Source organism: Streptomyces sp. NBC_00310, from assembly GCF_036208085.1.
Classification (GTDB): domain Bacteria; phylum Actinomycetota; class Actinomycetes; order Streptomycetales; family Streptomycetaceae; genus Streptomyces.
In genome coordinates this window covers 1,901,151-1,921,159 of record NZ_CP130714.1, presented here as the reverse complement: position 1 = coordinate 1,921,159, position 20,009 = coordinate 1,901,151, and the positions used below count along the sequence as shown (strand labels likewise).

Annotated in this window: 19 protein-coding genes and 1 pseudogene; 13 read left to right on the top strand and 7 right to left on the bottom strand. The window is 71.5% G+C overall.

The window, feature by feature from the left end; all coding sequences use genetic code 11:
• Positions 1-109: 109 nt before the first annotated feature.
• On the bottom strand, positions 110-505 hold the full coding sequence (locus OG202_RS08410; RefSeq protein ID WP_327730751.1) for a hypothetical protein: 396 nt from the start codon (positions 503-505) through the stop codon (positions 110-112).
• 138 nt (positions 506-643) lie between these two features.
• On the opposite strand from OG202_RS08410, the gene OG202_RS08405 reads away from it, so the two are divergent.
• Positions 644-922: a type II toxin-antitoxin system Phd/YefM family antitoxin gene (locus OG202_RS08405; RefSeq protein ID WP_326584336.1), complete on the top strand. Its 279-nt coding sequence runs from the start codon at positions 644-646 to the stop codon at positions 920-922.
• A 104-nt stretch (positions 923-1,026) separates the two neighbouring features.
• Here the strand turns inward: OG202_RS08405 and OG202_RS08400 are convergent.
• Positions 1,027-2,003: pseudogene (locus tag OG202_RS08400) on the bottom strand (ABC transporter permease).
• Positions 2,004-2,308: 305 nt separating this feature from the next.
• On the opposite strand from OG202_RS08400, the gene OG202_RS08395 reads away from it, so the two are divergent.
• The 7 genes from OG202_RS08395 to OG202_RS08365 all read left to right on the top strand — a co-directional run bounded on the left by OG202_RS08395 (position 2,309) and on the right by OG202_RS08365 (position 8,934).
• On the top strand, positions 2,309-2,611 hold the full coding sequence (locus OG202_RS08395; RefSeq protein WP_037705202.1) for an urease subunit gamma: 303 nt from the start codon (positions 2,309-2,311) through the stop codon (positions 2,609-2,611).
• A gap of 9 nt (positions 2,612-2,620) precedes the next feature.
• The gene (locus tag OG202_RS08390; protein ID WP_055523895.1) at positions 2,621-2,932 is read left to right on the top strand and encodes an urease subunit beta; all 312 of its coding nucleotides are present in this window, start codon (positions 2,621-2,623) and stop codon (positions 2,930-2,932) included.
• Positions 2,925-4,646: an urease subunit alpha gene (locus OG202_RS08385; protein WP_326584338.1), complete on the top strand. Its 1,722-nt coding sequence runs from the start codon at positions 2,925-2,927 to the stop codon at positions 4,644-4,646. Before OG202_RS08390 ends, OG202_RS08385 begins: the two co-directional genes overlap by 8 nt.
• Before the next feature lie 57 nt (positions 4,647-4,703).
• Complete coding sequence (locus OG202_RS08380) at positions 4,704-5,378, top strand: urease accessory protein UreF (protein WP_327730752.1); 675 nt, start codon at positions 4,704-4,706, stop codon at positions 5,376-5,378.
• Between the two features lie 306 nt (positions 5,379-5,684).
• Positions 5,685-6,368, top strand: coding sequence for an urease accessory protein UreG (gene ureG, locus OG202_RS08375; RefSeq protein WP_326584340.1), 684 nt, complete (start codon positions 5,685-5,687; stop codon positions 6,366-6,368).
• The gene (locus tag OG202_RS08370; protein WP_326584341.1) at positions 6,365-7,180 is read left to right on the top strand and encodes an urease accessory protein UreD; all 816 of its coding nucleotides are present in this window, start codon (positions 6,365-6,367) and stop codon (positions 7,178-7,180) included. The genes ureG and OG202_RS08370 overlap by 4 nt, the downstream gene beginning before the upstream one ends.
• Positions 7,181-7,344: 164 nt before the next feature.
• On the top strand, positions 7,345-8,934 hold the full coding sequence (locus OG202_RS08365; protein ID WP_326584342.1) for an alpha/beta hydrolase: 1,590 nt from the start codon (positions 7,345-7,347) through the stop codon (positions 8,932-8,934).
• Positions 8,935-9,020: 86 nt separating this feature from the next.
• Here the strand turns inward: OG202_RS08365 and OG202_RS08360 are convergent, their stop codons facing one another.
• From OG202_RS08360 to OG202_RS08350, 3 genes are all read right to left on the bottom strand, one after another.
• Complete coding sequence (locus tag OG202_RS08360) at positions 9,021-10,046, bottom strand: NAD-dependent epimerase/dehydratase family protein (protein WP_327732313.1); 1,026 nt, start codon at positions 10,044-10,046, stop codon at positions 9,021-9,023.
• Positions 10,047-10,180: 134 nt separating this feature from the next.
• Positions 10,181-10,900, bottom strand: a complete 720-nt coding sequence (locus tag OG202_RS08355; protein WP_326584343.1) for a lysophospholipid acyltransferase family protein — start codon at positions 10,898-10,900, stop codon at positions 10,181-10,183.
• Positions 10,901-11,377: 477 nt separating this feature from the next.
• Positions 11,378-12,658 (bottom strand): CdaR family transcriptional regulator, encoded by a 1,281-nt coding sequence (locus tag OG202_RS08350; protein ID WP_327730753.1) that lies wholly within the window; start codon positions 12,656-12,658, stop codon positions 11,378-11,380.
• Positions 12,659-12,856: 198 nt separating this feature from the next.
• Between OG202_RS08350 and OG202_RS08345 the strand changes: the two genes are divergently transcribed.
• Genes OG202_RS08345 through OG202_RS08330 form a run of 4 tightly spaced genes read left to right on the top strand, consistent with a single transcriptional unit; the run spans position 12,857 to position 16,714 of the window.
• Entirely contained in the window at positions 12,857-13,789 is a 933-nt protein-coding gene (locus tag OG202_RS08345; protein WP_327730754.1) for a substrate-binding periplasmic protein, read from the top strand.
• 8 nt (positions 13,790-13,797) lie between these two features.
• Entirely contained in the window at positions 13,798-14,634 is an 837-nt protein-coding gene (locus tag OG202_RS08340) for an amino acid ABC transporter permease (protein WP_327730755.1), read from the top strand.
• Positions 14,631-15,434, top strand: coding sequence for an amino acid ABC transporter ATP-binding protein (locus OG202_RS08335; RefSeq protein ID WP_327730756.1), 804 nt, complete (start codon positions 14,631-14,633; stop codon positions 15,432-15,434). The genes OG202_RS08340 and OG202_RS08335 overlap by 4 nt, the downstream gene beginning before the upstream one ends.
• Positions 15,431-16,714: an NAD(P)/FAD-dependent oxidoreductase gene (locus OG202_RS08330; protein WP_327730757.1), complete on the top strand. Its 1,284-nt coding sequence runs from the start codon at positions 15,431-15,433 to the stop codon at positions 16,712-16,714. Before OG202_RS08335 ends, OG202_RS08330 begins: the two co-directional genes overlap by 4 nt.
• A gap of 281 nt (positions 16,715-16,995) precedes the next feature.
• On the opposite strand, the gene OG202_RS08325 is transcribed toward OG202_RS08330, so the two are convergent.
• Positions 16,996-17,910 carry an SDR family NAD(P)-dependent oxidoreductase gene (locus OG202_RS08325; protein WP_327732314.1) on the bottom strand — a complete coding sequence of 305 codons (915 nt, stop codon included), beginning with the start codon at positions 17,908-17,910 and terminating at the stop codon, positions 16,996-16,998.
• Between the two features lie 160 nt (positions 17,911-18,070).
• Positions 18,071-18,991, bottom strand: a complete 921-nt coding sequence (locus tag OG202_RS08320) for an NAD-dependent epimerase (RefSeq protein ID WP_327730758.1) — start codon at positions 18,989-18,991, stop codon at positions 18,071-18,073.
• A 136-nt stretch (positions 18,992-19,127) separates the two neighbouring features.
• Here OG202_RS08320 and OG202_RS08315 point away from each other — a divergent pair, with 136 nt between their 5' ends.
• Entirely contained in the window at positions 19,128-19,817 is a 690-nt protein-coding gene (locus OG202_RS08315) for a TetR/AcrR family transcriptional regulator (protein ID WP_327730759.1), read from the top strand.
• The last annotated feature ends 192 nt before the right edge of the window (positions 19,818-20,009 follow it).

The following is a 20,009-nucleotide window of genomic DNA, read 5'->3' as shown; positions in this document are numbered from 1 at the left end:
GAATGTACAGGACGTACGAGGTGATGGGGAGGGGAGCCGAAGGAAGAGGAAAAGGACGGAGCCCCGGACCGAGGTGGTCCGGGGCTCCGAGGAGCGCGGGGCGGGGAACTCAGTTGATGGCCACGGGGGCGGGTCTGCCCGAGAAGGTGATCGGGGGCCAGCCCTTCGAGACCGCGATCGCGGACAGGGCGCTCGCGATCTCGGCGGGCGTGACGACATTCTCCGCTGGTGGCGTGTCGCCGTTCCATCCGGAGATCTCAAACGTGAACCCGATCTTCAGGTAGTAGTAGGCATCCTCGTCCTCCACGCTCAGACTGGAATTCCCCGAGAACTCGGTGCCGGGCGGGAACTCCACCGCTGCCGCCTCGCTCTCGGCGCTCGCGCCCACCGCGGTGCTCGCGCCCACCGTCGAAGCCGCCTGCGCCGTCCCGCCCGACGCGAGTACCGCCCCCGCCGCCGCCGATCCCGAGTACCCGAGCAGCGAACGCCTGGAAAAGCTGGACATGGATCCCCCTCTGTTCGGTTGTCATGGACGCCTCCTGCGGGAGGGCCAGCCCGATCGTACGAACGGAGAGATCGTCGCGGAGCAGAATGGGATCTTCCGCTCGGGGCGGCGCGCGGCGCCCGGTCTAAGCTGGGCTTCATGGCCTACGAGATTCCGGTGACGCAAGCCAGGGCTGAGCTCGCCGATCTGATCAACCGCGTGGTCTACGGCGGCGAGCGCGTCGTCGTGACGCGGCACGGGAAGCCCCTCGTCGCCCTGGTCTCCGCCGCCGACCTGGAGCAGCTCGAAGCCCTCCAGGAACCCGTGGACGAGCCGGTGATCAGCGCCGTCTCCCGAGTCCGTGAGGGCACGCCGACGCCCAGGGAGCAGCAGCGGTTCGGCATCGCGGCGGAGCATCGGGGGCCGGGGGCTTCATAGGGACCGAGAGGCCGTGCGCCCCCGTCCGCCACAGCGGGGGCGCGCGGCCGGTCAGGGTGGTGGGGCGGTCCGGGGGTGGTGGCTGGCTCGGCTTCGGTGGTGGGTCAGTGCGCCGGGGCCGGGTCCGGGGTCGGTGCGGCCGTGGCCCGCTCGGTGGGCTTCGGGCGGCGCTTGAGCAGGTCACCCAGGAGGACCGCCGCCAGGCCGAAGGCCGCCCACGTGGTCAGGACGAGGGCCGGCGTGAGAGCGGCTGCGCCGTCGAAGAAGGACACCGAGCGCAACAGTGACGCACCCGCACCCGGCGGGAGGAACTGGCCGAGCGCCCCCACCGGTTCGGGGAGCATCCGCGGTGCCGTGGAGGCGCCCGCGAACGGGTTGCCGAGGAACACGGTCAGCAGGGCGCCCAGACCGATGCCCGCCCTGCCGAGCAGCGCGGCGAAGCCGGCCACGGTGGCACCGACGGCGAGTGTCGCCAGGCTCAGCACGCCGGCCTCGGCCCACTGGTTCCCACCGAGCACGCCCAGCCAGCTGTCCGCGATCGCGGTGCGACGATCCCGACGAGGGCGGCGGCCCCGACCAGCGCGGCGGCCGCGCGCCCCCGGCGCAGTACGAGCAGGGTGACCGCGGCGCCGGAGGCGGTGCCGGCCAGAGCCAGCGGCAGCACGCTCGAAGCGATGGCCGAGCCCCGCGGGTCGTTCGCCGGGGTGGCCACCACGTCGGCGGACATCACCCGGACGCCCTCCTCGGCGGCCTGCTGGGTCACGGCCTGCTGCAGCAACTGGGCGACCATCGGGTTCGCGGCCGAGGCGGTGAGCAGCTTGGGTCCGGCCTGGGTGACGACCACCGCGCCGTATACGGTCCGGTCCTCGATCGCGTCCCGGGCGGCCGCCTCGTCGGCGTAGTGGTGGATCTCGAAGGCCCCCTCCCGCTGATGCAGCTGCCGCTCGACCTGGGCGGTGGCGGTGGCCGGTCCGGCCACGCCGAGCGGCAGGTCGCGGGGCGCGGTGCGGGCGTTGGGCCAGGCGAAGGCCCAGAGGGCGAGCGCCGCGATGATCGGGATCAGGACGATGACCGCGGCCATGCGGCGGCTCGGGGGTATCGAGTGCGAGAGGGCCGGGGCCGCCGCGCCGCCGCCGGCGGGGGCGGGGGTGGTGCCCGCGCCTGTGTCTGTGGCCTGGGCCGAGGTGGGTGCAGCGGGCGGGGCGGACATGGTTCTCCTTAGGGGGCCGAACCGCTTCGCGGCGGAACGACGCACGTGGATCACGGTCCGGTTAACGTCGCCGAAACGCCGCCCAATTAGCCTGCGGCCACGCCACCAGCGAATTTGCCCGGTGGCGAGGCAACCGGACCCCGCACGGTCCGGAGCGAGGATGTGAGGTGGACGCCGTGCAACTGACCCCGCACGAGCAGGAGAGGCTGCTGATCCATGTGGCGGCCGACGTGGCGGAGAAGCGCCGGGCCCGCGGGCTGAAGCTGAACCACCCCGAGGCCGTCGCGCTCATCACCGCGCACATCCTCGAAGGCGCGCGGGACGGCCGTACGGTCGCCGAACTCATGGCGTCCGGGCGGCAGTTGCTCACCCGGGACGACGTCATGGAGGGCATCCCCGAGATGATCCACGACGTTCAGGTCGAGGCGACCTTCCCGGACGGCACCAAGCTCGTCACCGTCCACGACCCGATCGTCTGAGGGGGCTCGATGATTCCCGGAGAGATCCTCTTCGCCGAGGACCCGATCGTCTACAACGAGGGCCGTGAGGTCACCCGGCTCACCGTTCTCAACGCCGCCGACCGGCCCGTCCAGGTCGGCTCCCACTACCACTTCGCCGAGGCCAACCCCGGCCTGGAGTTCGACCGCGCCGCCGCGCGCGGCAAGCGGCTGAACGTCGCCGCCGGCACCGCCGTGCGCTTCGAGCCCGGGATCCCCGTCGACGTCGAACTCGTCCCGCTCACCGGCGCCCGTGTCGTGCCCGGCCTGCGCGGGGAGACCGGAGGTGCCCTCGATGCCTGAGATCTCGCGTGCCGCGTACGCCGACCTGTTCGGCCCCACCACCGGTGACCGCATCCGGCTCGCCGACACCGATCTGCTGGTCGAGATCGAGGAGGACCGTTCCGGCGGGCCCGGACTCGCCGGTGACGAGGCCGTGTTCGGCGGCGGCAAGGTCATCCGCGAATCCATGGGCCAGTCGCGTGCTACGCGCGCAGAGGGCACCCCGGACACGGTCGTCACCGGCGCGGTGATCATCGACCACTGGGGCATCGTCAAGGCCGACATCGGTATCCGCGACGGCCGGATCACCGGCATCGGCAAGGCCGGCAACCCCGACACCATGGACGGGATCCACCCCGACCTGGTCATCGGCCCCGAGACGGAGATCATCGCGGGCAACGGGCGGATCGTCACCGCCGGTGGCGTCGACGCCCACGTCCACTTCATCTGTCCGCAGATCGCCGACGAGGCACTGTCGTCCGGTGTCACGACGCTGGTCGGCGGCGGTACGGGACCCGCCGAGGGCTCTAAGGCCACCACCGTCACCCCCGGCCCCTGGCACCTCGCCCGGATGCTGGAGGCGATGGAGCAGTACCCGCTCAACATCGGCTTCCTCGGCAAGGGCAACACGGTCTCGCACGAGGCCATGCTGTCCCAGATCCGGGGCGGGGCCCTCGGCCTCAAGCTGCACGAGGACTGGGGTTCGACCCCGGCCGTCATCGACGCCTCGCTGACCGTCGCCGCACGGACCGGCATCCAGGTCGCCATCCACACGGACACCCTGAACGAGGCCGGGTTCGTCGGTGACACCCTCGCCGCCATCGCCGGACGCGGCATCCACGCGTACCACACCGAGGGCGCCGGCGGCGGGCACGCGCCCGACATCATGACCGTGGTCTCCGAGCCGCACGTCCTGCCCAGCTCCACCAACCCGACCCGGCCCTACACCGTCAACACCGCCGAGGAACACCTCGACATGCTGATGGTCTGCCACCACCTGAACGCGGCCGTGCCGGAGGATCTCGCGTTCGCGGAGTCCCGTATCCGGCCTTCCACCATCGGGGCCGAGGACATCCTGCACGACCTGGGCGCGATCTCGATCATCTCGTCGGACGCCCAGGCCATGGGCCGGGTGGGTGAGGTCATCCTGCGGACCTGGCAGACGGCCCATGTGATGAAGCGGCGGCGGGGTGCGCTGCCGGGTGACGGGCGGGCGGACAACCACCGGGTACGTCGATATGTCGCCAAGTACACGATCAACCCCGCCCTCGCACAGGGGCTCGCCCGCGAGATCGGCTCCGTCGAGACGGGTAAGCTCGCCGACCTCGTCGTCTGGGAGCCCGCGTTCTTCGGCGTCAAGCCGCACCTCGTGATCAAGGGCGGGCAGATCGCGTACGCGCAGATGGGCGACGCGAACGCCTCCATCCCCACCCCGCAGCCGATCCTCCCGCGTCCCATGTACGGGGCCATCGGGCGGGCGCCCGCCTCGAACTCGTTCAACTTCGTGGCACCGCTCGCCATCGAGGACGGGCTGCCCGAGCGGCTCTCGCTGGGAAAGCGGTTCGTCGCCATCGAGTCGACCCGTGGCGTCACGAAGGCCGACATGCGCGAGAACGACGCGCGGCCCGAGGTGCGTGTCGACCCCGACAGCTTCGCCGTGCACATCGACGGGGAGTTGGTGGAGGCCACACCGGCCGCCGAACTTCCCATGGCACAGCGGTACTTCCTCTTCTGATGGCCGAGGTGGGATGCGTGATGTCCGCGTCGCGATGCCTCATGTCCGGGAGCCGGGTTGTCTAGGGCAGCGCTTCTCGTCCTGGCCGACGGCCGCTTCCCCGCCGGAGGGCACGCGCACTCCGGCGGGGCCGAGGCGGCCGTCAAGGCCGGGCTGATCACCGGGGCGGAGGGGCTGGAGGCGTTCTGCCGGGGGCGGTTGCACACGGCGGGGCTGGTGTCGGCGGCGCTGGCCGCCGCGGCCGCGCTCGGGGTGGATCCGTCGGCCCTGGACGCCGCCGCCGATGCCCGGACGCCGTCCATCGCCCTGCGGGTCGCTTCGCGGAGGCTGGGGCGGCAGTTGATGCGGGCGGCGCGGGCGACCTGGCCGTCGGAGGAACTGGACGCGCTGGCACGGGAGTTCCCCAAGGGGGCGCATCAGCCTGTCGTGTTGGGGGTGGTGGCCAGGGCGGCCGGGTTGGGGCCGGACGACGCGGCGTACTGCTCCGTGTACGAGAGTGTGAGCGGGGCGACGAGTGCGACGGTGCGGTTGTTGAGTCTTGATCCGTTCGATGCGACCCGGGTGTTGGCGCGGTTGGCTCCCGAGATGGATGTGGTGGTGGGGGCGGCGGTCGATGCGGCGCGGGGAGTGGGGGGCGGAGGGGTCGGGAGTCTGCCTGCGGCTTCCGCGCCGCTGTTGGAGATCAGTGCGGAGGTGCATGCGGCTTGGCCTGTGCGGTTGTTCGCGTCCTGAGTTCTCTTCGCCCCCGCCGCCCCTACCCGTCCCTCCCCCACTCTCGGCTTCGCTCGAGCGGGAGGTGCCCCCATCCAGGGGCTGCGCCCCTTCGACCCCCAGGTGCGGGTCCGGTGGGGCTTCTCGCGCAGTTCCCCGCGCCCCTAAAGGCCTACGGTCCTTGCGGGCCGAAAAGCAAAGGGGCGCAGCCCCTGCTTTTCAGGGGCGCGGGGAACTGCGCGAACAGCCCCCGCCCACCCGCACCCGCCGTACAACCGTGCCGCCCGAGCCCTCCCGCGCCCCGCAGTCGAACAAGGAGCCGTATTCATGCATCTCGATCACGCTCATTCCCACGACGGCCCCTCCGCCGTGAGTGCCGACGCGCACCGGCCCGACGGCAGTCGGCGCGCCCTGCGTATCGGGCTCGGCGGGCCCGTCGGGTCGGGCAAGACCGCTACCGTCGCCGCCCTCTGCCAGGTCCTGCGGGACGAGTTGTCGCTCGCTGTGGTGACGAACGACATCTACACGCGGGAGGACGCCGAGTTCCTGCTGCGCGAAGCCGTGTTGCCGCCCGAGCGGATCACTGCCGTGGAGACGGGGGCGTGCCCGCACACGGCCATCCGGGACGACATCTCCGCGAACCTGGAGGCCGTCGAGGACCTGGAGGACGAGGTCGGACCGCTCGATCTCATTCTCGTCGAGTCCGGGGGTGACAACCTCACCGCGACCTTCTCCAAGGGGCTCGTCGACGCGCAGATCTTCGTCATCGACGTGGCCGGTGGGGACGACATCCCGCGCAAGGGCGGGCCCGGGGTCACCACGGCCGACCTGCTGGTCGTCAACAAGACCGACCTCGCGCCGTACGTCGGTTCCGACCTCGCCCGGATGGCCGCGGACGCGAAGGCGCAGCGGGCGGAGCTGCCGGTGGTGTTCCAGTCGTTGCGGAGTGAGGCCGGGGTCGGGGAAGTCGCCGCGTGGGTGCGGGAGAAGCTCGTGGCGTGGACGGCATGAGGACGGCAGGAGAGGCGGGGGCGGACGGGGGCACGGGTACCGCCGGGGTCAGGGGGACCGCCGGGGTCAAGGCCACCGCACGGATCGCGGCCCGCGTCGACGGGCGGGGCGGCACGGCCCTGCCCGTGCTGGAGAGCGACGGGCCCCTGGCGTTGCGCCGCACTCGGGGGAGTGGCGACGAGGCGCGGGTCATGCTGGTCGGGGCCATGAGCGGGCCGCTCGGCGGGGACCGGTTCGCCGTCGAGGCGGAGGTCGGCGAGGGGGCCCGGCTGCGCGTCGGGTCGGCCGCCGCGACGATCGCGTTGCCGGGGCAGGCCAAGGGGGAGGCCCGTTACGACGTACGGATCGATGTCGCCGCCGGAGGCGAACTGCGGTGGCTGCCGGAGCAGTTGATCTCCGCCCAGGGGAGTGATCTGTGGGCGTCGACGCGGGTCGAACTCGGCGTCGGGGCGCGGTTGGTGTTCCGGGAGGAGCAGGTGCTCGGACGGGTGGGGGAGGAGCCCGGACGGCTCACCAGCCGGCTCGGTGTGTGGTCGGGCGGGCGGCCGTTGCTCGATCAGCAGGTGGGGTGCGGGCCGGGGGCGCCCGGTGGCTGGGACGGGCCCGCCGTGCTGGGCGGGTTTCGTGCGTTGGGGCAACTCGTCGTCGTAAGACCGGAGTTCGCCGATCGGATGCCCGGGCCGAAGGTGCTGGGGGAGACCGCCGCGCTCACTCCGCTCGCCGGGCCCGCCGTACTCGTCAGCGCGCTCGCGCCGGACGCGCTGCGGCTGCGGCGCGTGCTCGACGAAGCCCTTGCCGAGCTGGATGGTTGAGGACGGTTTGTGAGGGAGGTCCGCTGAACGGGACTTTCCGTACCGGTTATCGGATTAGTAAAGAACTCTTCGCGCCTCTGTTCTCAGGTGCCGCACAGGCACGAGGATCCCCGTGACCATTCGAAACTTCGAAACGATGTACGGGGAGTTCCCTCTTGCGAGGTATGAGGCCGACCAGAAGGACGGCGGCGTTCGGCTCCGCCGGCCTGCTCGTCACGGCGACCCTGATAGCCGGTGCCGTCGCCGCCCCCGTGGCCACCGCCGCGGACGGCGCGAGTGCGCAGGACCGCGAGGCCAAGGGCGTCGCCGTCGCCGCCGCGAAGGCGGCGAAGAAGGGCGTCGACTGGCAGGACTGTCCCGAGAGCTGGGGCCTGGAGAAGCCGATCACGTGCGGCTGGGTCACCGTGCCGCTGGACTACGCCAAGCCGAACGGCAAGCAGATCAAGCTCGCCGTGGACCGTATCGGCAACACCGGTACGAAGGAGGAGCGCCAGGGCGCGCTCGTCTACAATCCCGGCGGTCCGGGCGGCTCGGGTCTGCGTTTCCCGCGCCGGGTCACCACCAAGGCCCCGCTGTGGGTCAACACGTCCAAGGCCTACGACTTCGTGGGCTTCGACCCGCGTGGCGTGGGCAAGTCGGCGCCCATCTCCTGTGTCGACCCGCAGGAGTTCGTGAAGGCGCCGAAGATGGACCCGGTCCCGGACTCCGAGGCCGACAAGCTCAAGCAGCGCAAGCTGGCGGCCGAGTACGCGGCCGGCTGCAAGAAGCGCAGCGGCGAGATGCTGCCGCACATGACGACGCCGAACACCGCGCGTGACCTGGACGTCATCCGGGCCGCCCTGGGGGAGAAGAAGCTCAACTTCCTCGGCGTCTCCTACGGGACGTACATCGGCGCCGTCTACGGCACCCTCTTCCCGAAGCACGTGCGCCGCATGGTCGTCGACAGCGTGGTGAACCCCTCCCGCGAGAAGATCTGGTACCAGGCCAACCTGGACCAGGACATCGCCTTCGAGGGCCGCTGGAAGGACTGGACGAAGTGGGTCGCGCAGAACGACGCGACGTACCACCTCGGTGACACCCAGGCCGAGGTGCAGGCCGCGTGGCTGGAGCTGCGCGCCACCGCGAAGAAGAACCCGATCGGCGGGCTCGTCGGCCCGGCCGAGCTGATCTCCTTCTTCCAGAGCGCCCCGTACTACGACTCCGCGTGGGTGCCCACCGCCCAGGTGTGGAGCGAGTACGCCGCCGGTGACACCCAGGCGCTGGTCGACGCGGCCGCCCCGGACCTCACCGACACGGCGGGCAACGCCGCCTCGGAGAACGGCAACGCCGTCTACACGGCGGTCGAGTGCACCGACGCCAAGTGGCCCACCAGCTGGAAGAAGTGGGACCGCGACAACACGAAGCTGCACAAGAACCACCCGTTCATGACCTGGGCCAACGCCTGGATGAACCTGCCGTGCGCCACCTGGCAGTCCAAGCAGTACACCCCGGTGGACGTGAAGACCAAGAAGGGCCTGCCGCCCGTCCTGATCGTCCAGTCCGAGCGTGACGCGGCCACCCCGTACGAGGGTGCCGTCGAGCTGCACAAGCGGCTCAAGGGCTCCCGTCTGATCACGGAGACGAAGGCCGGCTCCCACGGAGTCACCGGCCTGGTCAACCCGTGTGTCAACGAGCGCGTGGACACCTACCTGCTCACCGGCAAGGTGGGCGCGGCCGACGTGAAGTGCGCACCGCACGCCACGCCGACGCCGTAGGTCCAGTCGTAGGCCCATGATCGACGCGAGGGGGCGACCGGGAGACCCGGTCGCCCCCTTCCGCGTGCGCGCACGCGGTCAGGCGGTCACGCCCGCCGCCCGGTCAGCCACGCGTCCTCCGCCGCGTAGTCGAAGAGGTCCCCGTACACCTCGGCCATCCTGGGATACGCCTCCCGCCAGTCCCGTCCGGCCGTCAACCGGCTCTCGATCCACGCGACCGTCTCCGGCAACGACTCCGCGTACCGGACCACCGGGCGGTAGCCCAACTCCCGCTCCGCCGCCGACATGTCGCACACCACGGGCACCGGCACCGACCAGGGCGTGTCGCCCACGGTGGGCGACGGGGCGGGGCCGTCCACGAGCACGTTCTCCGTCTCGACGCCCATGACCGCGTCGATCGCCGCGGCGATCTCCACGACCGTCGGCGCGTCCGGGTCGACGGCGTTCAGCACCCGGCTCCCGGGCCGTGCGGCCGCCAGCCGGATCAGTTCGGCGATGTTGTGGACGCTCGCCGGATGGAAACGGCTCGCACCGCCGTACGCCAGGACCCGGCGGCGCCGGCCGTCCAGATTGCGCTTCACGACATACAGCTCGCGCGGCGTACGGCAGTGCGGCCCGTGGACGGCGCCCGCGCGCAGCAGGGTCGTGGGCAACCGGTCGCCCCCGGCGAGGAGTTCGCGCTCCAGACCCGCCTTGCGCGTGCTGTACGAGGTGTCGTCCGGCCGGATCGTGCGCTGGCTCTCGGGCAGGGGCAGGGGGTACTCGGGGAAGCCGTCCGGCTCCGCCTGGGTGTCGAAGTTGCGGCCCTTGTCGTCCTCGTACACCGAGACGCTGGAGACGACGACCGCCGAGCCGACCCGGTCGGCCACCGCGAGCAACTGTCGGCCGTGTTCGGGGCCGTACGCCACCATGTCCACCAGCACGTCACAGCCGTCGCCGACCGCGGCCGCCAGCGCCGCGTCGTCGCCGCGATCGCCCGGCAGGGCCCGCACGTCCTCCGGCCAGCCGGTGTCCCGGCCGCCGCCCCGCGAGACGGCCGTCACCGCCCAGCCGTCCCGCGCCAGCACACCCACGGCCACCCGGCCGATCTGTCCCGTCGCTCCGATCACCACAGCACGTCGTGTCATGTCCCGACCGTACGACGCCCGCGACCGCTCCGGCGGGACGCTCTGCCAACGGCAGAACGCCTCGACAGGGTCGGCCGCGGGAACCTACCGAACACTCGGCGCCATCGGCCGAGACCCGCTCAACTCAACGGCATACGGGGGAACTTGCGCTCCTTCGCCGCCGCGGCCTCCTCCGCCTTCACGACGGCCGCGTACTGGTCGACGTACTCCTGATCGGAGAGCGAGAGGATCGCGTACATGATCTCGTCGGTGATGGCGCGCAGGACGGCCTTCTCGTTCTCCATGCCCTCGTAGCGGGAGAAGTCGAGGGGCTTGCCGAAGCGGATGACGACGGGGTGGATGTTGGGGATGACCTTGCCGGGAGGCTGCGCCTCGAAGGTGCCGATCATGGCGCAGGGGACGACGGGCACACGGGCTTTGAGCGCCATGACCGCGACACCGACCTTGCCCTTGTAGAGGCGGCCGTCGTGCGAGCGGGTGCCCTCCGGGTAGATGCCGAGGAGCTCGTCCTTGCTCAGCACGCCGAGACCCTCGCGGATGGCGGCCTGGCCCGCCTCCTTGCCGGAGCGGTCGACCGGGATCTGCCCGGCGCTGCGGAAGAAGAACGCCGTCAGCCGGCCCTTGAGGCCCGGGCCGGTGAAGTACTCGGCCTTCGCCAGGAACGTGATGCGGCGCTTGAGGATCGCGGGCATCAGGAAGTGGTCCGAGAAGGACAGGTGATTGCCCGCGACGATGGCCGCGCCCGACGGCGGTACGTGTTCGAGGCCTTCGATGCGAGGCCGGAAGACCAGTCTCAGCAGGGGACCCAGAAGCACGTATTTGAGCAGGTAATAGAACACGGCGTCTCCCTCGCGCTACCGGATCGGCTCTATGGACGTGTTCCGCCAGGTCACAGCAGACATGCGCGCACTCGATCGTGGTGCGGGTGCGGCCGTCTGCGGGCAGGTCTGATCGGACTCACGCTGACTCCTCGCTGACTTTGCTGACGTTGCGTCAGGCGCATGTGCCCTGGTGAGCCTCGTCCTGCGTGTCGACGATTGATCGTAGCCCCACGCCCCATGTCACCGGGAGGACCCCGGCTCGCCTGCGTCACCTTGCGCGGTCTTCCGGCCGAACCGCGTGGGCAGCGGCCGTCGGGTGTGCCGGGCGGCGCCGAACAGCAGGAGGCGGTGGCGAACAGCGGGGAGGCGGCGGCGAACAGCAGGGAAACCCCGGTGCCGGCGCCGACCACGGGAAGCCACCCCGGGCCCGCCACGGCCCCGGCCACCGCCAGCAGCTCTGAAGAACCGTTCGGCGTCGGGGCTCGTCGCCTTCTCTCAGCTGGTACGCGTGGGCCTCGTCGGCAGATCGACCGAGAGCTCATGGGGCCGCGGGGGTGGCTCGGGGGTCCCGCCCAACTCGTCGGACAGGCAGGCGAGATAGAGCGCCATGGTGGTGCGGTGGTCGCGCAGGGGGCGGCCGGTGAGCTGTTCGATCTTCTGCATGCGGTAGACCACGGTGTTGCGGTGGACGTGGAGCGCCTCGGCCGCCCGTACGAGGTTGAAGCCGCCCTCGCACCACGCGGTGACCGTGTCGCGGAGCACCGGCCAGTCCGGCTGGGCGCGCAGCTCCGCGGCGGTCACCGCGAGCAGACGGCCCCGGGCGGGCTGGCCGACCGCCGCCAGGACCTGGTGGATCCGCAGATCGGAGATCAGATGGACCGGGGCGCCGCCCGCCCCGCGGGCGGTCAGATGCGTGGCGGAACCGCTCGTCCGCCGGGCCGTCAGGTGGAGCGCGTCGCAGGCGTCCTGGTAGGAGTCGTGGAGCGCGCCGACGGAGTCGGCCGGTTCGCCGATGCCGGCGCGGGCCGTGAGGGAGTTCTGTGCGGCGATGACGTCGGCGACCCGGCGGCAGTCGGCGACCAGCGACGCCGTCGGCCGGTCGGGCCGGAGCCGGTGCAGTACGCCGAGCCGGCCGGGAGCGGTGGTGGCGACGATGTCCTGGGGATCGGCGAAGACCTCGCGGACCGTGCGGAGCAGTTCCGAGCGCACGAGCGCCATGTCCCGGGTGGGTGCGCCGGGCCGGCGGTTGCCCGGCGCGGCCACGGTCACCTCGAACGCCACCGCGACCCGGGGCAGCCGCAGGTCGAAGCCCAGCTCGGCGGCGCGGAAGAGCAGGAAGTCGCCCTCGACCACCTGAGGGTCGTACGAGGCCAGGTCGGCGAAGAGTTTCTCGGCCGCCCGCTCGGCGAGCAGCCGGGAGCGCAGCATCACCGACTCCCGCAGCAGGATCTCCGTCTGCCGCTTCACCAGCAGGCCGAAACGCCGCACCTGGGCGGGAGTCCCGGTGATCCCGACCGTGCCCACCGCCTGCCCGTCCGTGACCAGCGGCAGGGTGACGCCGGGGCGCACACCCCGGAGCACCAGAGCCTGTGAGGCGCTGTGCGCGGCCGGTTCCTGGGTGCGGATCACCTCGACGGAGGCCTCGTGGAAGGTGCCGACCCGGCTGCGGTCGCCGCTGCCGATGACCATGCCCTCCGCATCGGTGATCAGCACGTTGAAACCGATGACCGCGGAGGTGTCCCCGGCTATCTCCTGCGCGAGTGACGGGCTCAGCAAGGGCGTTCCTCCCGTCGGGGGGTGGACCGGAGCTGGACGCACCGTACAGCGGAGCGGGCTGTGCTCACCACAAGTTCGTACGAAGTGAACAGTGACCCGCGACCGGCCCGCTCATAGCCTTTGGGCCCATCACCTCCCGCCGGGGCACACCGCGGTGAACGGCGGGATCCCGCAGGCCGATACGGAAGGCCCACGCCGATGAACCGTCTGCGTTCCCTCGTCGCCGCTCTGTCCGCGACCCTCCTGCTGTCCACCGTCGCCGCCTGTGGTGCGGACGGCGACGACGGCCCGAAGAACGTGTCCGCGAAGACCGCCGCGCTGGGCACCCTCACCCCCGGCGTGCTCAAGGTGGCCGTCCAGCCGTACGCGCCCTACACCAGCGTCCAGGGCGACACGATCGTCGGGCTGGACGGCGACATCCTCAACCGCGTCGCGGACAAACTCGGCCTCCGGGTCGAGCCCCAGGTCACGGACTTCGCGGGCATGCTCGCCGGAGTGCAGTCCCGTCGGGTGGACATCACCATAGGCGGGGTCGCCTGGTCGGCGGACCGGCAGAAGCAGGGCCTGTTCACGGACCCGCCCTACTACTCGCCCCCGGCGATGGCCGTGCGGTCCGGCAGGACGTACCGGACCGTCGACGATCTGAAGGGCCTGGAACTCGGGACCGTCGAGGGCTATGTGTGGGTCAAGTCCATCCAGGCCGTGCCCGGCGCCGAGCTGCACGCCTACCCGGACGCCAACGGAGTCTTCGACGACCTCGGCGCGGGCCGGATCGACGTCGGGTTCCTCGACCCGCTGCTCATCATCGCGGCGCAGAAGGAACGGCCCGACCTGAAGATCGACACCCGGTACATGACGCCGCCGACCGCCGCACAGGTGAAGGCCGAACCCGCCTACCAGTACTTCCAGCCCTACCAGACCGGCTTCTACCTGCCCAAGAAGGCCACCGCGCTGGAGAAGGCGATCTCCGCGGAGATCGACGCCATGTACGGCGACGGCGAACTGAAGAAGCTCGTCGAGAAGTGGGGCGGAGACCCCGAGCAGTTCCTGAAGCCGGCCGCCGACGTCGCCACCGCGCGCCGGGGCGTGGACCGGCCCCAGGACTGGACCCCGCCGTCCATCGCGCAGTGAGGGACGACATGTCCGATCTCGCAGGTTTCTTCGAAGTCCCCTGGTCCGACTACCGGCCCGACCTGCTCGACGCACTCGGGCGCACCCTCTCCTACACGGCGGTGAGCTTCGCCGGAGCCGTACTGCTCGGCCTGGCGGTCGCCCTGCTCCGGCTGAGCAGGGCCTGGCCGGCGCGTGCCCTGGCCGCCGTCTACACCGAGGTCTTCAAGAACGTCCCGCTGCTCGCCATCATCTTCCTGACCTACTTCGGCCTGGCCTCCGCCGGACTCCGGCTGGACGTGTTCACGGCCGGCTGCCTCAGCCTCGTCGTCTTCTACGCCGCCTATCTGTCCGAGATCTTCCGGTCCGCGATCAGCGGGGTGCACGCCGGGCAGACGGAGGCCGGGGAGGCGCTGGGACTGGGCAGGGCGGGCATCTTCGGCCACATCATCCTTCCCCAGGCCGTACGGCAGGCACTGCCCGGCACCAACACCATGCTGGTCGACCTGCTGAAGTCCACCTCGCTGCTCGTCACCGTCTCCGCCGCCGAGCTGATGTCCGAGGGCCGGCTCATCACCTCGGCCACCTTCCGCGCCCTGGAGGTGTACCTCGTCGTCTCGGCCGTCTACTTCGCCCTCTGCTACCCCCTCTCCCAGCTCCTCCTGCTCGTGGAACGGAAGGTACGGGCGGGGGTCCCCCTCTCCCCGTGGCGACGGCGGCGGCTGCGCGCGGCCCGCGCCCTGCTCGGCGGTGACGTGATCACGAACACCGGCGTGGACGCGGGCCCGAACACCGGCACGAACGCGGGCCCGAACACCGGCACGAACGCCGGCCCGAACACCGGCACGAAGGAGGCGACGGCATGACCGACTCGGTCACCTCGACGACGACCGGGGCCACCACTCCGGCGCCGGCCCAGGAGGCGGTCGTACGCATCGAAGGCCTGAGCAAGTCCTTCGACGGCCGTCTGGTCCTCGACGACGTCCACCTGGAGGTCCCCCGGGGCCGCATCGTCAGCGTCATCGGGCAGAGCGGCGGCGGGAAGACCACGCTGATGCGCTGCGTCAACCTGCTGGAACGCCCGGACCGGGGCACCGTCGAGGTCGTCGGGGAGGTGGTGCACCAGGGCGGCCGTACCGTCTGCCGCGACCTGGCCCGGCTGCGCCGCACGGTCGGCATGGTCTTCCAGCGGTTCAACCTCTTCCCGCATCTCACGGCCGTCGAGAACGTCGTCCTCGCCCAGCGCAAGGCGGGCGTCCCCGAGCAGCCGGCGCTGGAGCGGGCCGTCGCCCTGCTGCGCCGGGTCAAGGTCGCCCACCGCGCCCTCGCCCTGCCAGACCAGCTCTCCGGCGGCGAACAGCAGCGCGTCGCCATCGCACGGGCCCTCGCCCTCACCCCGGAAGTGCTCCTCTTCGACGAACCCACCTCCTCCCTCGACCCGGAGGCGACCCGGGAGGTACTGAGCGTGATGCGGGAACTCGCCGCCGACGGCATGACCATGCTCCTGGTCACCCATGAACTGCCCTTCGCCCGCGAGGTCTCCGACCACGTCGTCTTCGTCGACGGCGGCCGGATCGTGGAGGAGGGCCCGCCCGAGGCGGTCCTCGACCGTCCGGCCCGCGCCCGCACCCGGGAGTTCCTCGCGTCGTACGGGACGGCGTCATGACCCGTGCGCTCGCTCCGGGGAGCCCGGTCGTGGTCGTCGGCGGTGGCGTGGTGGGGCTGTGCACGGCGTACTACCTGGCCGCGGCCGGGGTGCCGGTGGAGATCGTCGAGCGGCGCGGTCTGGGTTCCGGGGTGTCCCGGGGCAACGCGGGCTGGGTCTGCCTCAGCCACTCGACTCCGGTGCCGGCGCCGGGCGTCCTGCGCTACGCCCTGCGCTCCCTCGGCCGCCCCGACTCGCCCCTGTACCTACGGCCGCTGCCGGACCCGGCGTTCGTACGGTGGCTGTGGCGGTTCTGGCGCAGCAGCACCCCGGCCGCGTTCCGGCGCGGCTACGCGGCGATCGCCGAGCTGAACCACACCACCTTCGACCTGTTCGACGGGCTGCGCGAGGCGGGCGTCGACACGACGCTCACCCGACCCGGCATGGTGCACGCCTTCCTGTCGCCGGCCGAGGCCCGCCATCACCTCGCGGTCCAGCGGGAGATGGCGGACGGCCGCTACCCGCTGCCCGACGACGTCACCACGGGCGCCGACGCCCGTCTGCTGGACGACGCGCTGTCATCCGGGGTGCGCGCGGCGTACCTCGTGGAGGGGGAGGGGGTGGTCGATCCGGAGGCCTTCGCCCGCGCGCTCGGGGAGGCGCTCGCCGCGGCCGGTGTGAAGGTCCACGAGAACGCGGAGGCCACCGGATTCCGGTCCGGCGGCGGTCGGGTCACCGCGCTGCGCACCGCGCAGGGCGAGATCCCCTGTTCGGCGGTCGTGGTCGCGGCCGGGATGCGTTCGCCCGGTCTGCTGCGCGCCCTGGGGAGTCCGCTGCCCCTCCAGGCGGGCAAGGGTTACAGCTTCTCGGTGGACCTGGATCCGGCGCCGCGCCACACGCTGTACTTCGGCGAACGGCGGGCTGTCGCCTCACCGATCGGGGGCACCACGCGGATCGGCGGCACGATGGAGTTGAGCGGCAACAACAACCGCCTCGACTGGCGCCGGGTCGTCGCGGTCGCCCTGGCCAGCCGTCATTATCTGGGCCGGTGGTTCGACGATCCGGACGACCTGGTCGGCCTCATCCGCGATCCGTGGGTGGGCGGGCGGCCCTTCCTTCCGGACGGCCTTCCCGTCGTCGACCGGGTCCCCGGCCACGAGAACGCGTACGCGGCGACCGGGCACGGGATGCTGGGGGTCACACTGGGGCCGGTGACCGGGCACCGGCTTGCCGAGTACGTCGTCACCGGGCGGCGGCCCGACGTCCTCACGCCGTTCCGCTTCGACCGGCTGCCGTCCTGAGCACGGGGTTTCGCCCCCGGCGACCCGGGGGCCGGCCGGCATCCCGAGCGCGGTGGCGTCCTCGGGTCCGGCGGCGGACTGGGGGGAAGGTCCACCGCCGGACCCGGGACCTCGCGCCGATCCCGTCCCCACGGATTCGGCGCGTCGGGACCGTCTCCGCTCAAGGCGGTCCCGGGTCAATCGGCTCCTGCCGAGTCCACCCGCTCAGCGGGGTGGTGGCGGGAGTGGCGGGAGTGGCGTCAGACATTGGCCGGCTTCCCGAGACCACGGACAGCCGATGGTCAGATGGGGAACTTCACTCCGGTGAGCTCTTCGGACACGTCCCAGAGGCGTCGCTGGACGGTTTCGTCGTGGGAGAGGTCGCTGGACGCGACTGCGCGGGGATGCCCCTTGATCTCCCGTCGGCCGGCGGGGCCGTAGTACTGGCCCCCGAGGACCTCGGGATCGGTGGCGGCCCGCAGGGTCGGCAGCGCACCCATGGACGCTTTCTGAGTGATCAGGGGCCCGATCACGGGAGTTATCAGGCGCACCGGGGCGGGCACGTAGCGGGAGAGATCGGTATCGGCCATGCCCGGGTGGGCGGCAACGGAGATGGTCGTGCCCTGCGAGGCGAGGCGGCGTTGCAGCTCGTAGGCGAACATGAGGTTGGCGAGTTTGGACTGTCCGTAGGCCGCGATCCGATTGTAGGAGCGTTCCCACTGCAGGTCGTCGAAGTGGATGTCCGCCCGGACGCGGTGGGCGACGCTGGCGACCGTGACCACGCGGGAGCCGGGCACGGGCAGCAGCTGATCCAACAGGAGACCGGTGAGCGCGAAGTGCCCGAGGTGATTGACGCCGAACTGCAGCTCGAACCCGTCGCGCGTGGACTGCCTGGGCGGGTACATGACGCCGGCGTTGTTGACGAGCAGGTCGATCTTCGGGTGTGTGGCATGCAGCTCGGCCGCCGCGGTGCGGACGGACTCCAGTGAGGTCAGATCCAGCCGCTGGACGGCGAGGTCGGCACCGGGTACTTGCTCAGCGATACGGGTAGCGGCCTGTTTGCCCTTCTCGACGTCACGCACGGCGAGCACCACGGTCGCTCCGCGTTCGGCGAGGACGCGTGCGGTTTCGAAGCCGAGGCCGGTGTTGGCGCCGGTGACGACGGCCACCCGGTTGTCCTGGCGGGGGACACTGTGTTCGGTCCACTTGTTGCTCACGGGATCCTCCTGAATGTCGAGCGTGTTGGGGTGGGGCTGCTGCGCGGCGGGCCCGAGCAGCAGCCGAGTGGAGACGAGGTTGCGGATCTTCCCGTCCTGAGAGGGAGACTTGCTGGTCATCGGCGCCGTCCGTCCGTCAGGAGATCCGGCTCCGAGGAACTCACGCACGCAGGAGCCGAGCCGCATCGCGCAGGGCGTCGTCCAGAGGCTCGGGCTTGAGGCCGAAAACGCGGGTGGCGGCCGTGGAGTCCATGACGAACGGCCGGTCCCACTGGTAGTGGGTGATCCGCAACTCGCGCACGATCGACACGGCCACCCCGGCGGCCCACAGCACCGGATAGGGCATCGTCGTGAGCTTCGGCGCCCCCGAGCCGGTGACTTCGACGAACCGGTGGGCCAGTTGACGCAGCGTCACAGGATCGTTCGAGGGGACATGCCAGGGCTTGCCCCAGGCTCGTTCGTCGGCCGCCACGGCCACCAGCGCGGCGGCCACGTCGTTGACCGAAGTGAAGGTGTGCGGCTGGTCCAGCGGCGTGGCCGCGACGGCGCGCTTGCCGGCGAGCAAGGGCTTGGCCACGGACAGGCTGAAGCCCCCGGTGCCCTGTACCAGGTCGCTGGCGCGCACCTCGGTGACGCGGATCCGCCCGGCATCGTGGGCGGCCAGGGCGTCGCGCCACATCTGGGCCCGCAGCCGCAGCTTGGGGTGCGCACCGGGCCCGACGAGCGGCGTGCGCTCCGTCATCGGCCCGGTTACCGGCCCGTAGCCGTACAGGGGCGCCATCGAGGCGAGGACGGCACCGGTGCGCTCGGCAGCGGTGAGCAGCGAGGACGCCAGCGGCGGCCAGTCGGTCAGCCAGCGGTCGTATGCGGGGTTCGCGCAGCTGTAGAGCGCCACCGCGCCCGCGGTGAGCGCGGTGAGGCGCTCGGCGTCGGTGGCGTCCGCGGCCACTTGCTCGATGCCGGCGTGCTCGGGGCCGGTGCCTCGGCGGGACACGAGCCGGACCTGTTCGCCGCGCTCGGCCAGCAGTTTCGCCGTGGCCACGCCGCTGGCACTGGCGCCGGCGATCACATGCAGGGCCATGTGGGCACCTCGTTCCGTTTCTTGGAGAGCGGGCGTTCTCATGTGAGAGCAACTGTTCACCAGGGAGGGACTGCTGTCAAGAACGGGTGTTCTCGCATCGGTGCGGCCGTTCTCGACGTGTGTCACACTGCCTGGTATGTCAGCCACATCGATACGGGCCCGCCTGCGGGCCGAGATGAGTGAAGAGATCAAGGCCGCGGCCCGCCGCCAGCTCGAAGCAGGCGGCGCGAACCTTTCGTTGCGCGCGGTTGCCCGGGAGATGGAGCTGGTGCCCTCGGCGCTGTACCGCTACTTCGCCAGCCGTGACGACCTGCTGACCGCGCTGATCATCGACGCCTACAACGCTCTCGGGGACGCGGCCGAAGCCGGGGACGCGGCCGTCGCCGACCGCGCGGACCTGCGCGGCCGCTGGCTGGGTATCTGCCACGGCGTGCGGAACTGGGCCCTGGCCAACCGTGCCGAGTACGCGCTGATCTTCGGCAGCCCGGTCCCCGGCTACACCGCCCCGCCGGACACCCTCCCCGCGGCCACCCGCACCCCGCGGGCGCTCCTGCAGATCCTCATCGACGGCTTCCGCGACGGCGCACTGCCCGATGCGGGCCCGATCGCACTTCCGGACGACGTGCGCGCCGACTTCACCCGCATCCGGCAGGATCACCTCCCCGACCTGCCCGAACCCCTGCTGGCCCTCGGCTTCCTGGGCCGTACCCACCTGTTCGGCGCCGTCAGCTTCGAGGTGTTCGGTCAATTCCCCGAGGTCATCGAGGCACGGAACACCTACTTCGACTTCCAGATGCGCCACGTGGCCGAACTGCTCGGACTGTAGGCGCACCCGTTCACCGCCGGCAGACCAAGAGGCGAGCATCGGTGTGTGGAGCGTCGCGATCTCAGGCTTGGCCGCCCGCTGTGCCCCGGCCGTGAGCGGGCATACCTGAGCGCGGACATCGTCTCGGGTCAGCTCGTATTCATCTCCAGAGCCGGCTGCCCCTCCGACCCCGCTCCCGGTGCGGTGCGTTGT